This window comes from Mesorhizobium sp. BR1-1-4, from assembly GCF_020165375.1.
GTDB lineage: Bacteria > Pseudomonadota > Alphaproteobacteria > Rhizobiales > Rhizobiaceae > Mesorhizobium > Mesorhizobium australicum.
This window is the reverse complement of record NZ_JAIUIB010000003.1, coordinates 187,147-200,974: the sequence shown is the minus strand read 5'-3', so window position 1 is coordinate 200,974 and position 13,828 is coordinate 187,147. Positions and strand designations below refer to the sequence as shown.

Genomic DNA, 13,828 nt, shown 5'->3' with positions numbered 1-13,828 from the left:
ACTTTCCACTTTCCGCCGTAACCGTTCAACAACCGGCCGCGGCCAAGGGAGGAGAGCGCGCGGCCAGAAAACAGATGCATGACAAGATTTCAGACCAAGACGACATTCCAGACCAAGACGACCGGCATCACGCAGGACGATTTCGCCGACATGGTGGCGGAAAGGGTCGAGCGTGCGCTTGCCCACTATGACGAAGCCATCAACGGCCCCACAATGGTCTCGGTCGGCAAGATCGCCGGCTCGATAGCGTCCGCCGTCACCTTGCTGTCGCCCAAGCACCAGCGCGCCATCGACGCCATCCATGCCGACCTTCCGGGCCTGGCCCAGAAATTCGTGCGGGCGCTGGCGGCGGAAGCCGCACGCCGCGGCGAAGCCGGCGCCATGACCGCCACGACGCTGTCGGCAGAGGCTGAAACAGTTGCCGCGCTTCCCCAGTCCGACGACCTCGAATCGATGCTGATCGAGGACTGGGCCGGACGCGTCGCCGGCTCGACCTATCTGGAAGAGAACCTGCGCATCGCCCGCTCCACCCTGCACCGCTGGCAAAGGCGCGGCGACGCCATCGCTCTGCGCAAGGGTGGCCGCAAGCACGTCTTCCCGCTGGCGCAGTTCGTCGATGGCAGGCCGGTCGCGGGCATAAGCGACGTGCTGGAGCTGATCGGCAATCCGAGACTCGCATGGCTGTGGCTGACCCGTCCAGCGGCACAGCTCGACGGCCGCATTCCGATCGACCTGCTGCGGCAGGACCAGGCGGAGGAAGTCGTGGAGGCGGCGCGGGCGTTCGCGCCGGGGTGAAGTCGGCGCGGTCATCCCTTTCGTTCCGCGAGCAGGCCGAGATAGTGCTGCAGCACCGCCGCCCCGGCAAGCGACGTGACATCGGCGTGGTCATAGGCGGGCGCCACCTCGACAACGTCGGCGCCGACAATGAGTGCCCGTGCCGGGAGATAGGCCGGTCGAGGCAATCGATGTCGAAGGTCAGACGCGAGCCCGATCTTCCACGACCCGGCGCTTGCCGTCCGTGAGGCCGTCAATGGCGGCGGCGTGGCGCTGGCCGACAACATCATGGTCAAGGACCTGCTGGCCAGCGGCCAGCTGGTCGCGCCCTTCACGATCCGCCACGCAATTCCACAGAGCTACTGCCTGTGGCAGAAGCCGGGCAACCGCATTTCAATCAGCGTCAGGCTGTTCCGGGATTGGCTGCTGTCGGAGATCGCCAGCCACAAGCAGGTGATGCGGCTGGCGTGAGGCGTCCAACACGGGGGAAGCCCCTCAAGCCCCCGCCGTATAGGCGGCGATCGCCGCCATGTTGACGATATCGCTGTCCTTGGCATTCAGCGACACGATCTGCACCGGCTTGTTCAGGCCGACCAGCAGCGGGCCGATGACGGTCGAGCCGCCCAGTTCCTGCAGCATCTTGGTCGAGATGGAGGCCGAGTGGAAAGCCGGCATGATCAGGACGTTGGCCGGACCGGTCAGCCTTATGAACGGGTATTGCGCCATGGCGCGGGCGTTGAGCGCGACGTCGGCGGCCATTTCGCCATCGTATTCGAAATCGACGCGGCGCTTGTCGAGGATGCGCACGGCTTCCTGGACGCGCTCGGAACGTTCGCCCTGTGGATGGCCGAAAGTGGAATAGGCAAGCATGGCGAGCCTTGGCTCGTAGCCCATGCGGCGCGCGAAGCCCGCCGCTTCCTCGGCGATGTCGGCGATCTGCTCGGCGTTGGGCATGTCGTGCACGGCGGTGTCGGCGACGAGCACCGTCTTGCCGCGCGCGAGCACGATCGAGACGCCGATGACGCGGTGACCGGGCTTGGCGTCGATGACGCGCCTGATGTCGTCGAGCGCGGTCGAATAGTTGCGGGTCACGCCGGTGACGATGCCGTCGGCGTCGCCCAGCGCCACCATGCAGGCGGCGAAATGGTTGCGGTCGTTGTTGATCAGCCGCTGGCAGTCGCGGAACAGGAAGCCTTTGCGCTGCATGCGCTCGTAGAGATAGTCGGTGTAGATCGAATTGCGGCGCGACAGGCGCGCATTGATGATCTCGATGCCTTGCTTGTTCAGGTCGATGCCAGCGTGCCTGGCGTTCTCCTTGATGACGTCGTCGCGACCGAGCAGGATGGCGGTGCCGAGCCGCTGATTCACGTAGGAGACGGCGGCGCGCATCACCTGCTCCTCCTCGCCCTCGGCGAAGACGATGCGCTTGGGCTGGCGGCGCACGCGGTCGTAGATGCGCTGCAGCGTCGAGGCGATCGGGTCGCGGCGGGCGGAAAGCTCCTGCGCGTAACGGTCGAGATCGAGGATCGGCTTGCGGGCGACGCCAGAATCCATTGCAGCCTTGGCCACGGCGATCGGGATGGCCGAGATCAGGCGTGGGTCGAACGGCACCGGGATGATGTAGTTGGGGCCGAATTTCGGCCGGTTGCCCTGATAGGCCGCGGCGACGTCGTCGGGCACGTCCTGGCGCGCCAGTTCGGCCAGCGCGCGGGCGGCGGCGATCTTCATGTCGTCATTGATGGTCGTGGCCCTGACATCCAGCGCACCGCGGAAGATGTAGGGAAAGCCGAGCACGTTGTTGACCTGGTTGGCGTAATCCGACCGCCCGGTGGCCATGATGGCGTCGGTGCGGATCTCGGCCACTTCCTCCGGGGTGATCTCGGGATCGGGGTTAGCCATGGCGAAGATGATCGGGTTCTTGGCCATCGACTGCACCATGGCGGTGGTCAGCGCCCCCTTGGCCGAAAGGCCGAGGAAGACGTCGGCGCCGTCCAGCGCTTCGGCCAGGGAACGCGCCTCCGTCTTGACCGCATGCGCCGATTTCCACTGATTCATGCCCTCGGTGCGGCCCTGGAAGACAACCCCCTTGGTGTCGCAAAGGACGATGTTTTCTGGCGAAAAACCCATCGCCTTCATCAGCTCGATACAGGCGATGCCGGCCGCGCCCGCACCGTTGCAGACCAGCTTCGTGGTCTTCATGTCGCGGCCGGTTATTTCCAGCGCGTTGATCAGACCGGCGGCCGAGATGATGGCGGTGCCGTGCTGGTCGTCATGGAAGACCGGAATGTCCATCAGTTCGCGCAGGCGCTGTTCGATGATGAAGCACTCCGGCGCCTTGATGTCCTCCAGGTTGATGCCGCCGAAGGACGGACCGAGGAAGCGCACGCAGTTGATGAACTCGTCGGCATCCTCGGTGTCGACCTCGAGGTCGATGGAATCGACATCGGCGAAGCGCTTGAACAGCACCGCCTTGCCTTCCATCACCGGCTTGGAGGCCAGCGCGCCGAGATTGCCGAGGCCAAGAATGGCGGTGCCGTTTGAGATGACGGCGACCATGTTGCCGCGCGTCGTGTAATCGAAGGCCCTGGATGGGTCCTCGGCGATGGCGCGCACGGGCACTGCCACGCCTGGCGAATAGGCGAGGCTGAGATCGCGCTGCGTCGTCATCGGCTTGGTGGCGACGATCTCCAGCTTGCCGGGCCGGCCCATGGCGTGGAATTCGAGCGCTTCCTGCGCGCTGACGGACGGACCGTTGTTCTCGGTTTTCCTGGCCATGATGCTTTTGATTTCCTCGCCGGTGCGGCACCTCCTTGAAGCGGGTACCTGTGTGCTTGCGAATTAAGACCACGGGCCGCCGCGTGTAAACCACGAAGCTGGGCAAAGCTGCTTCAAAGCGGAAACGGCCGGTCAGAAGCCGTTTGGCCGCCTCCTTAATGCCGTGATTTCATTCGCGTGCCGGCGCACCGCCGCCCAGCGCCGCAGCAGCCCAATTTCGGGAAACGGCCATTGCGTCAGCGGCGGTTGGCTGCTTCCCATCCTCTTCAACAGGTCGGACAGGAACACTGTGAGTTCCTGCCGTTGAGCCCGCACCTTGGCCAGCGTGCGGTTGCGAATCTCATCGCGGGGAATGGCGCGGTCGCGCAACGTCTCGACCGCGCGCCGGAGCGCCGCCGGATCGGGCTCGGCGATGATGCAATAGTCCGGATCGAAAAAGACGTCCCGGCCGCCAAGACTGGGCGTGCTCACCACCGGCAACCCCGCCATCAGATATTCCATGCTGGAGCGCATCGCTCCTTCCGCCGCCGACAGACAGAGACCAACCGCGGCCTGGTTGTAGACGCGGTTGATCTCCTGCGGCGGCAGCCAGCCAGTCAGGCCATCGATGATCGGGTTGGCGATGCGATGCAGCGGCGATTGCGCCTGCAAGCGCCGGATGAAGGCACGGTTGCCGACCCGCGGCAGCTCGCCGATCGAAAAGGTGATGTGGGCGAGCCTTTCGATATCGAAGGCGAGGTGGTGGCGCTTGGTGTGCGAGATGCGAGCATTATAGACCGCGTCGAACTCGACGGGGACATCCGGCAAGGGCCGAAAGATGTCCTCGCTGACCATCAGATTGTGGTTGGAGAAGATCGCGGTTCCTCCGACAGTGGTGACCAGGCGGCGTTCTTCCTCGGTGTTGCAGAGAAAAATCAACTCATGAGCTGGAAACCGCTCGCGGTGCCAGGCGAGGTCCCTGGCGAGCTTTGGGATGAGACGCGGCCGCTCGAGTGTCCAGTTAGGCATCATCAGAAAGGAGGCGCGACGCGAAGCGAAGCGCCGGGCGATCGCCACGATCGAGCTGAGCGGCCGTGCCCCGCCGATCGGCGTGTAGATCACCAGCGGATCATGACTGAGGACATGGACAGCTACCCGGATGCTTCCGTCGAGACCCGAGAAAGGGCCGGTAGTCGGAAGGATGAAAGGAAGCCGATTGGCCGCCAGCTGCTTCAGATTGCCTACACTTTGGCCGGCCTGCCGAGCAGCATTGAGCCAGAAGCGTTCGAGCGCCGAGTCGATCGGTCCCACCATCTCCTCGAACGTTTCGTGCCCGTCTTTGTCCATGACGCCCCCGCCATTATTGTCCAAGATGACAGATATTCGCGATCGCCGCGTCGGGCAATGCAGCTGAACAGCCGTTCCATGAAGACGGCTCGCGGTCTTCCCCTGCTTTTCGATGGCCTGGCATTAAACCCCGCCATCACATCTGCTAGCGTGCCGCGCCATGAACATGCACAGCCCGAACGAGCCCGACGCCGCCCCCGAGGCGATGACGCCGCCGCAGCCCGGCGTTGCCGCCGTCACACCGATGATGGAGCAGTTCATCGAGATCAAGGCGGCTAACCCGGATTCGTTGCTGTTCTACCGCATGGGCGATTTCTACGAGCTGTTCTTCGACGATGCCGAGAAGGCGAGCCGGGCGCTGGGCATCGTGCTCACCAAACGCGGCAAGCATCAGGGCCACGACATTCCAATGTGCGGCGTGCCGGTGCATGCGGCCGACGACTATTTGCAGAAGCTGATCGGCCAGGGCTTCCGCGTTGCCGTCTGCGAGCAGATCGAGGATCCGGCCGAGGCCAAGAAGCGCGGCTCCAAATCGGTCGTGCGCCGCGACGTGGTGCGGCTGGTGACGCCGGGAACCATCACCGAGGACAAACTGCTGGCGCCGTCGGAATCGAGTTATCTGATGGCGTTGGGTCGGGTGAAGGGCGGCAGCGAGCACAGCTTTGCAATTGCCTGGATCGACATCTCGACTGGTGCTTTCCGCGTCGCCGAGACCACCGCCGACCGGCTGCTGGCCGACATCTTCCGTGTCGATCCGCGCGAACTCATCGTCGCCGAGCCGGTGTTTCATGATCCCGACCTGAAGCCGGTGTTCGACGTGCTCGGCCGTGTCGCCAGCCCACAGCCGCCGAGCCTGTTCGATTCGGCCTCGGCCACGGGGCGGATTGCGCGTTTCTTCGAGGTGGCGATACCGGACAGTTTCGGCACGTTTTCGCGCGCCGAATTGTCGGCGATCTCGGGCGCCATCGCCTACGTCGAGAAAACGCAAAAGGCCGAGCGGCCGCCGCTGTCGCGGCCCGAGCGCGAGGAGCAGGGCTCGACCCTGTTCATCGATCCGGCGACGCGCGGCAATCTCGAACTGCTGCGTACGCTGTCCGGCAGCCGCGAGGGTTCGCTGTTCAAGGCGATCGACCGCACGGTGACCGGCGGCGGCGCAAGGTTGCTCGCCGACCGGCTGATGGCGCCGCTGACCGACCCGGCGGCCATCGGCGCGCGGCTGGACTCCGTCTCGTTCTTCCGCTCCGAGGTCAGGCTTTGCCAGGCGGTGCGGATGAGCCTGAAGAGCGTCGCCGACATGCCGCGCGCCCTGTCCAGGCTGGCGCTCAACCGGGGCGGGCCACGCGATCTCGGCGCGCTTCGCGCTGGTTTCGAGGCGGCCGGTGCCATCGCCGGAACCTTTGCCGCGATCGCCCTGCCCCAGGAGTTGGCCGGCGCGATGGCCGCGATCAAGGCGCTGCCCAAGGCGCTTGCCCAACATCTCACCCAGGCGCTCGGCGACGAGCTGCCGCTGCTCAAACGCGACGGCGGCTTCGTTCGCGGCGGCTACCACCCGGACCTCGACGAGATGCGGGCGTTGCGCGACGAGTCGCGAAAAGTGATTGCCGGACTGGAGCGCTCGCTGATCGAGGAAACCGGCATCCGCTCCCTGAAGATCCGGCACAACAATGTGCTGGGTTACTACATCGAGGTGACGGCCAATCATCACGCCGTCATGACTGGCAGCGATGGCGCCAAGGCGCGCTTTATTCACCGCCAGACCATGGCCAACGCCATGCGTTTCACCACGACCGAGCTCGCCGAACTCGAGACCAAGATCGCCAATGCCGCCGACCGGGCACTGAGCATCGAACTGGCCGCCTTCGATGCGCTGACGGCGGAGGCGGTCGGCGCGGCCGAGGCGATCCGCGCCGGCGCCGACGCGCTCGCCGTGCTCGACGTGTCGGCAGCGCTTGCGCTTCTGTCGGAAAGCGAGGCCTGGTGCCGGCCGGTGGTGGATTCCAGCCTTGCCTTCGAGATTTCAGGCGGGCGGCATCCGGTGGTCGAACAGGCGCTGCGCCGTTCGGGCGAAGGCCCATTCGTCGCCAACGATTGCGACCTCTCGCCGGAGGGCAATGCCAAGAACGGCGCGATCTGGCTGCTGACCGGCCCCAACATGGGTGGCAAGTCGACGTTCCTGCGGCAGAACGCGCTGATCGCCATCCTGGCCCAGACCGGCTCCTTCGTGCCGGCGACATCGGCCCATATCGGCGTCGTCGACCGGCTGTTCTCACGCGTCGGCGCCTCGGACGACCTGGCGCGCGGCCGCTCGACCTTCATGGTCGAGATGGTGGAGACGGCGGCGATCCTCAACCAGGCCGGCGAACGGGCGCTGGTGATCCTCGACGAGATCGGCCGCGGCACCGCCACCTTCGACGGGCTGTCGATTGCCTGGGCGGCGGTGGAGTATCTGCACGAGAAGAACCGCTGCCGGGCGATCTTCGCCACCCACTTCCACGAAATGACGTCGCTCGCCGGCAAGCTGGCGCGGCTTTCCAACGTCACCATGCGGGTCAAGGAGTGGGAAGGCGACGTCGTTTTCCTGCACGAGGTCGGCAAGGGTGCCGCCGACCGCTCCTACGGCGTCCAGGTAGCCCGCCTTGCGGGCCTGCCGGAAGCGGTGGTCGACCGCGCCAAGGCGGTGCTGCACCAATTGGAGGAAGGCGAGGTCTCCGGCAAGACCAACCGGCTGGTCGATGACCTGCCGCTGTTTTCGGTGGCGATGAAGCGGGAAGCGCCAAAGCTGGTGAAGAGCGACGCTGTGGGCGCGGCACTCGGTGAGATCAATCCCGACGAGATGACCCCCAAGGAAGCGCTGGAGGCGCTTTACCGGCTGAAGGGGCTGGCGGAGAAATAGTCAGATCATTTCCAGTCCGCGCTTGCGCGTCGGTGGGGGGAATGCACAGTCGAGATCGGCGAGGTCATCGGCCGTAAGCTTTATGTCCAGCGCGGCAAAATTCTGGCGGACGTGCTCCTGGCTGCTGGCCTTGGGAATGGCGATAACGCCGTCCTGATGCATCACCCAGGCCAAGGCGATTTGCGCAGGGGTCGCATTGTGACGGGTGGCGATGGCCTCCAACCTGGCATTGCGCGCCAACGCGCCCTGCTCGACCGGCGAATAGGCCATCAGCGGAATGCCGCGCTGGCGGCTCCATGGTGCAAGGTCGAATTCGGGGCCGCGCCGCGACAGATTGTAGAGCACCTGATTGGTCTGGACATTGCCGCCCGAGCGCAAACCGGTGAGCTCTTCCATTTCATCGGTATCGAAATTGCTGACGCCCCAGTGGCGGATCTTGCCGGCCTTCTTCAACGCCTCGAAGGCCTCGACCGTCTCGCCCAAAGGCACGCTGCCCGGCCAGTGCAGGAGGTAGAGATCGATGCGGTCGGTGCGCAGCCGCTTCAGGCTTTTCTCGCAAGCCGCCGGCACGCCGGTGCGCGAAGCATTGGACGGCAGCACCTTGGAGACGAGAAAGAGTTCTTCGCGCCGGCCGGCGATGGCTTCGGCCACCACCTCCTCGGCGCCGCCGCTGGCATACATTTCGGCGGTGTCGATCAGCGTCATGCCGAGGTCCAGCCCAAGCTTCAAGGCATTGACCTCCCCGGCTCGACGGCGGGCATCCTCGCCCATTTTCCAGGTGCCCTGTCCCAGCACCTGTACGGCTTCGCCCGAAGGCAGCTTGGTGGTTCTTGTCGTCGTGGGCATGGGGGCTCCTGGGTAAGCGATCGAGGCGCATGGCATCACAAGCATACGAAGAAATCCAGGATGGAGCTCGGGTTCTCCGGTCGCCGCCGTTGATGCCTTACTTCAGCGGATGGGCGGCGAGCCAGTCCTGCATCTGCTTGATTTCGGCTTCCTGCGCGGCGATGACGCCTTCGGCGAGTTTGCGGATTTCCGGATCCTTGCCGTTGGCCAGCTCGACCTTGGCCATGTCGATCGCCCCCTGATGATGCGGGATCATGCCGCGGACGAAATCGACATCGGCGTTGCCGGTATATTGCGAGGCCATCATGTCGGTATGCATCTTGTCCATCGCCGCCTTGTAGCCCGCCGTGGAAGGGCTTTCCGCCCCCATGGCCATGGCACCCTTGTCGTGCTTCATCTCCTCGCTCTGCGCCGGCACGCTTTCGAGGAAAACGGCAAGCAGCATTCCGGCGGCCATCAGCAGCAGCACGAGTTTTTTAGCCAAGGTCATTCATGGTCTCCTGTCGGTTGGGTTTCGTATCTGGGGGTTAATCTCAGAGTTTCAACGTTCTCAGGCGCAGTGCGTTTGCGATCACCGAGACCGAGGACAGGCTCATCGCCGCCGCCGCCAGCATCGGCGACAGTAGCGTGCCGGTGAGCGGATAAAGCACGCCGGCCGCGACCGGCACACCAAGCACATTGTAGAGGAAGGCGAAGAACAGGTTCTGCCGGATATTACCGATGGTCGCCTGGGCCAGGGTTCGGGCGCGGACGATGCCGTTGAGGTCGCCCTTGACCAAGGTGATGCCGGCGCTTTCGACCGCGACATCGGCGCCCGTTCCCATGGCGATGCCGACATCGGCGGCGGCAAGCGCGGGCGCATCGTTGACGCCGTCGCCGGCCATGGCGACGGCGGCACCCTTGCCGCGCAGTTCCTCGACCAGCGCTGCCTTCTGTTCCGGCAACAGACCTGCCCGAACCTCGTCTATGCCGAGATGTCCAGCGATCGCCCTGGCCGTGCGCTCATTGTCGCCGGTCGCCATGATGATCCGCAGCCCGCTGCCATGCAGCGCCTTGATCGCCTCGGCCGTGGTCGCCTTGACCGGATCGGCGACGGCGACGATGCCGGCCAGCTTGCCGTCGACAGCGACGAACATCACCGTCTTGCCATCGCCCTGCAAGGCTTCCACGCTGGCCAGGACCCCGGAAACGTCGATGGCGAGATCGGCCATCATCGCGGTATTGCCGAGCGCGACCTTCTTGTCCGACACCGTGCCGGAAACGCCTTTGCCGGTAACCGCCTCGAAGCTGCCGGCCTCGGCGATCTTCACGCCGCGCTGGCCGGCTCCGTCGACGATGGCCTCGGCCAGCGGATGCTCCGACCCTTTTTCCAGGCTCGCGGCGCATCTCAGCAATTCGTCCTCGGAAAAGCCGCTGGCAGCCACGACATCAGTCAATTTCGGCCGGCCCTCGGTCAGCGTGCCGGTCTTGTCGACGATCAGCGTGTCGACGGAGGCGAAGCGCTCGAGCGCGGCGGCTTCCTTGATCAGCACGCCGGCATGCGCGCCGCGCCCGGTCGCGGTCATGATGGACATCGGTGTGGCGAGACCCAGCGCACAGGGACAGGCGATGATCAGCACCGAAACCGCCGAGACGATGGCGAAGATCAGGCTGGGCTCGGGGCCGAAGATCGCCCAGGCGACGAATGCGGCGATCGCGACCAGGACGACGGTCGGGACAAAGTAGAAGGAAACGCGGTCGGCCAGGCCTTGGATCGGGGCGCGCGAGCGCTGTGCCTTGGCGACGAGTTCGACGATGCGCGACAGCGTCGTCTCGGCGCCGATCCGTTCGGCGCGCATGATCAGCGAGCCATTCTTGTTGAGCGTGCCGCCGGTCAAGGCGTCGCCTTCGGCCTTCTCGACTGGCAAGGGCTCGCCCGTAATCATCGATTCATCGATGGAGGAGCGGCCTTCGAGCACCGTGCCGTCGACCGGGACGGCATCGCCGGGACGGATGCGCAGGCGATCGCCGGTCTTGACCTCGTCCAGCCCGACATCGATCTCGGCGCCGTCCTCGGCGACCCGCCGCGCGGTCTTCGGCGCGAGGTCGAGCAAAGCTCGGATCGCCGATCCGGTCTTCTCGCGGGCGCGCAGTTCCAGCACCTGGCCGAGGAAGACCAGCGCGACGATGACGGCGGCCGCCTCGAAATAGACCGGCACCGCACCGCCATGGCCGCGAAACTGATGCGGAAAGATGTCCGGGAAGAGCGTGGCGACGACGCTGTAGAGATAGGCGGCGCCGACACCCAGCGAAATCAGCGTCCACATGTTGGGGCTGCGGTTGAGCATCGAGTCCCAGCCGCGATGGAAAAACGGGAAAGCGGCCCACAGCACCACCGGGCTCGCCAGCACCAGTTCGATCCAGACCTTCGCGCGATCCTCGACCAGGCCCTCAAGCGGCAGGCCTACCATCGGCGCCATGGCTACGATCAGCAGCGGGACCGACAGCACCGCGCTCACCCAGAGGCGTCTGGTGAAGTCGACCAGTTCGGGATTTGGCCCTTCATCGCCCGTCGGCACGCCCATGGGCTCGAGCGCCATGCCGCAGATCGGGCAGGAGCCGGGCTTGTCGCGGAGAATCTGCGGATGCATGGGGCAAGTGTATTGCGTGCCCTTGGGCATCGGCGCCGGCGCCGGCGTGTCGCCGAGATAAGTTTGCGGCGCCGCCTCGAACTTCGCCTTGCAGCCGGCCGAACAGAAATAGAAGCCCTGGCCTTCATGGCGGGCGAAATACCTGGCGTCGGCGCGGTCGACGATCATGCTGCAGACAGGGTCGACGGCGGTCAGGTAGCTTTCCGGCTCGGCCTGGAACCTCGAACGGCATCGCTCGCTGCAGAAATGATAGAGGCGGCCGCCATGCTCGGATGTCGGCTTGCCGGCGGCCGGCTCCACCGTCATGCCGCAGACCGGATCGCGCAGAACCGCATCCGAATCTCCGCCCGTGCCCTTTGCCGCGCAGCAGCCGCCATGAGCGCCATGCGTGTGATGATCGTGATCTGAATGCGTCATTTCTAATGCCTCGATGCACCTGCTTCGAGGCAGAGGTAGTGCTTCCAGTAACTGGAAGGTCAAGGGCTGTTTTGAATTCGGTTCTCCGAACCCAGCGGATTGACCAAATGGCGAAAACTGTACACAACCGCGCGCCCACACTAAAAAGCGCGCCGCTTCTAATATATCGTTCGCCGCCCATCCCGCTGGACCTTTGTCGACAATGAAGTGCCTGGTCATAAACCTAGATCGGTCCCCGGACCGACTTGCACACATAAGTGCAGAGTTCGCCCGGATCGGCGTCGCGTTCCAACGCGTTGCGGCGGTCGATGCACGTAGCCACCCTGAACTCGGGCAGCAACCGCAACATCCGATTTATGCGTCCCGGCGTTTGTTGGCCAGCGAGGTCGCCTGCCTGCACAGCCATCGCGTCTGCTGGACGATGCTGGCGCAGGACGAGGCTCGCTACGGCGCCGTTTTCGAGGATGACGTGGTTTTTTCAGCAAAGGCCAGTCCGTTGCTTGCTGACGACGGATGGATTCCGCCCGATGCCGACATTGTCAAATTGGAAACGTACTTCAAGAAGACCCTCATCCACCGGCGAAGGATCGCCGCCGGTCATGGTTTTTCCGCGTTCAGGCTTTACAAGAACCATCCGGGGACCGGGGGTTACATTATCTCCAGACAGGCCGCGCGCGATCTCCTCGAAGCGACTGAAACGATCAATATCACCGCCGACGATCTACTTTTCACCCCGGCGTTCGGGGTCTCATCCAGCAAGACGATCTACCAGCTCGTCCCTGCGCTGTGTGTGCAGGACCAGTTCGTCAGAGACCGACTCCCAAGCCTGCTTGGCCAAGAGCGGGATGCCGCAAGAACCGGTAATGAGCTTGCCGCGAAACGCAGAAGCCCGACGGCTGAAAGAATAATGAGGGAAGGCGGACGGATAGCGCGGTGGGTTCTCGGCTTCTGCAGAGGTCGGCGACACATCGTTGTCCCCTTCGAGACGACTGGGAAGCCGCCTAATCTTGCCTGACGGCCGGCAAGTCCATATCCGGCGCCGCAGGAATGCGCTTGAGCTCCGCCGGAAGGCAAGCCCGACCGACATCTATGGCAGGAAGCTCCAAAGCCTGCCAAGATAAATATAGAGCTCCGCGTTGCTTCCACCTTGCCGTGTGGCGAGCGGACATAGAAATTGAATCCTGCTTTATCCAAAATATCGATAGTGATTCCAGCCAGGAGATGGTAAACATCCGTGTTTCCCTGTTTATTTACAAAAAACCAAGTCCTTCTCATAAATAAAAACTCTGGTCCGCATGTGCTATAGAGCGCCATAAGAAAAAAGTTTGGTTAAAGAAATGAAGTGTCTGGTCATCAACCTCGATAGATCCCCCGACCGGCTTGCCCATATGACGGCGGAGTTTGCGCGCATCGGCCTCGGATTCGAGCGGGTTGCCGCAATCGATGCAAGGGACCGGCCAGACCTCGCGCTGCAGCGCCAGCATGCACGATATGCGGTGCGACGTCTGTCCGGCAGCGAGATCGCGTGCTTGCACAGCCATCGCGCCTGCTGGGCCATCATCGCGCAAGATGAAGCGCCCTACGGCGCCGTCTTCGAGGACGACATGGTGTTTTCCGCGAAAGCCGGTACGTTGCTTGCCGATACGAGCTGGATTCCCGCCGACGCAGATGTCGTCAAGCTCGAGACATTCTTCCACACTACCGTGATCCAGCGGGAGAGGTTTCCCGTCGGCGGCGGGTTTTCCCTGTTCAGGCTCCGCAAGAACCATATAGGGACGGGCGGATACCTGCTCTCCCGGCAGATGGCACGCGCCCTTCTCGAGACAACTGCCGATGTCAATGTGGCGGTGGACAATCTCATCTTCGATCCCACATTCGCGATCTCGACCGGCAAGACGATCTACCAGCTTGTTCCGGCGCTCTGTGCGCAGGACCAGTTCGTGGGCAACAGGTTGCCGAGCCTGCTCGAACAGGGTAGGGAGGCCGAGTGGGTCGCAAGCGGGCTCGCCAATGGACACAGGATACGGGCACTCGCGCGTATCCGCAGGGAGGCCAGCCGGGCAGCGCGGCAGATCACCGATCTGTGCAGGCTACGGCGGCAGATTGTCGTCCCGCTCGCTCCAGTCGAGGCAAACGACTAGAGCGTTTGCGGGATTGACAGCAGGCC

10 protein-coding genes and 1 pseudogene are annotated in these 13,828 nt (G+C 64.2%); 5 read left to right on the top strand and 6 right to left on the bottom strand.

The features are described from left to right. The first annotated feature begins 78 nt into the window (after positions 1-78). Positions 79-795 (top strand): antitoxin Xre/MbcA/ParS toxin-binding domain-containing protein, encoded by a 717-nt coding sequence (locus tag LB571_RS07255; RefSeq protein WP_224593331.1) that lies wholly within the window; start codon positions 79-81, stop codon positions 793-795. An 11-nt stretch (positions 796-806) separates the two neighbouring features. Here the strand turns inward: LB571_RS07255 and LB571_RS07250 are convergent. Continuing rightward, positions 807-979, bottom strand: a pseudogene (locus LB571_RS07250) (arginase family protein); the annotation flags it as partial. A gap of 62 nt (positions 980-1,041) precedes the next feature. Here LB571_RS07250 and LB571_RS07245 point away from each other — a divergent pair. Continuing rightward, positions 1,042-1,245, top strand: coding sequence for a hypothetical protein (locus tag LB571_RS07245; protein WP_224593328.1), 204 nt, complete (start codon positions 1,042-1,044; stop codon positions 1,243-1,245). A 24-nt stretch (positions 1,246-1,269) separates the two neighbouring features. On the opposite strand, the gene LB571_RS07240 is transcribed toward LB571_RS07245, so the two are convergent. Together LB571_RS07240 and LB571_RS07235 are read right to left on the bottom strand one after the other, a co-directional pair. Then, a complete protein-coding gene (locus LB571_RS07240; protein WP_224593326.1) occupies positions 1,270-3,549 on the bottom strand; it encodes an NADP-dependent malic enzyme in 2,280 nt (759 codons plus the stop codon). 132 nt (positions 3,550-3,681) lie between these two features. After that, positions 3,682-4,875, bottom strand: a complete 1,194-nt coding sequence (locus LB571_RS07235) for a glycosyltransferase (RefSeq protein ID WP_224593324.1) — start codon at positions 4,873-4,875, stop codon at positions 3,682-3,684. 160 nt (positions 4,876-5,035) lie between these two features. Here LB571_RS07235 and mutS point away from each other — a divergent pair, with 160 nt between their 5' ends. Next, on the top strand, positions 5,036-7,768 hold the full coding sequence (gene mutS, locus LB571_RS07230) for a DNA mismatch repair protein MutS (RefSeq protein WP_224593322.1): 2,733 nt from the start codon (positions 5,036-5,038) through the stop codon (positions 7,766-7,768). Here mutS and LB571_RS07225 read toward each other — a convergent pair whose 3' ends face one another. The 3 genes from LB571_RS07225 to LB571_RS07215 form a co-directional block, all read right to left on the bottom strand. After that, positions 7,769-8,614 carry an aldo/keto reductase gene (locus tag LB571_RS07225; protein WP_224593320.1) on the bottom strand — a complete coding sequence of 282 codons (846 nt, stop codon included), beginning with the start codon at positions 8,612-8,614 and terminating at the stop codon, positions 7,769-7,771. Positions 8,615-8,711: 97 nt separating this feature from the next. Further along, complete coding sequence (locus LB571_RS07220) at positions 8,712-9,104, bottom strand: DUF305 domain-containing protein (protein WP_224593317.1); 393 nt, start codon at positions 9,102-9,104, stop codon at positions 8,712-8,714. A 43-nt stretch (positions 9,105-9,147) separates the two neighbouring features. Next, positions 9,148-11,661: a heavy metal translocating P-type ATPase gene (locus LB571_RS07215; protein ID WP_224593314.1), complete on the bottom strand. Its 2,514-nt coding sequence runs from the start codon at positions 11,659-11,661 to the stop codon at positions 9,148-9,150. 202 nt (positions 11,662-11,863) lie between these two features. Here LB571_RS07215 and LB571_RS07210 point away from each other — a divergent pair, with 202 nt between their 5' ends. Beyond that, positions 11,864-12,676, top strand: coding sequence for a glycosyltransferase family 25 protein (locus tag LB571_RS07210; protein WP_224593297.1), 813 nt, complete (start codon positions 11,864-11,866; stop codon positions 12,674-12,676). A gap of 322 nt (positions 12,677-12,998) precedes the next feature. Beyond that, on the top strand, positions 12,999-13,802 hold the full coding sequence (locus tag LB571_RS07205; RefSeq protein ID WP_224593294.1) for a glycosyltransferase family 25 protein: 804 nt from the start codon (positions 12,999-13,001) through the stop codon (positions 13,800-13,802). Positions 13,803-13,828: the final 26 nt, after the last annotated feature.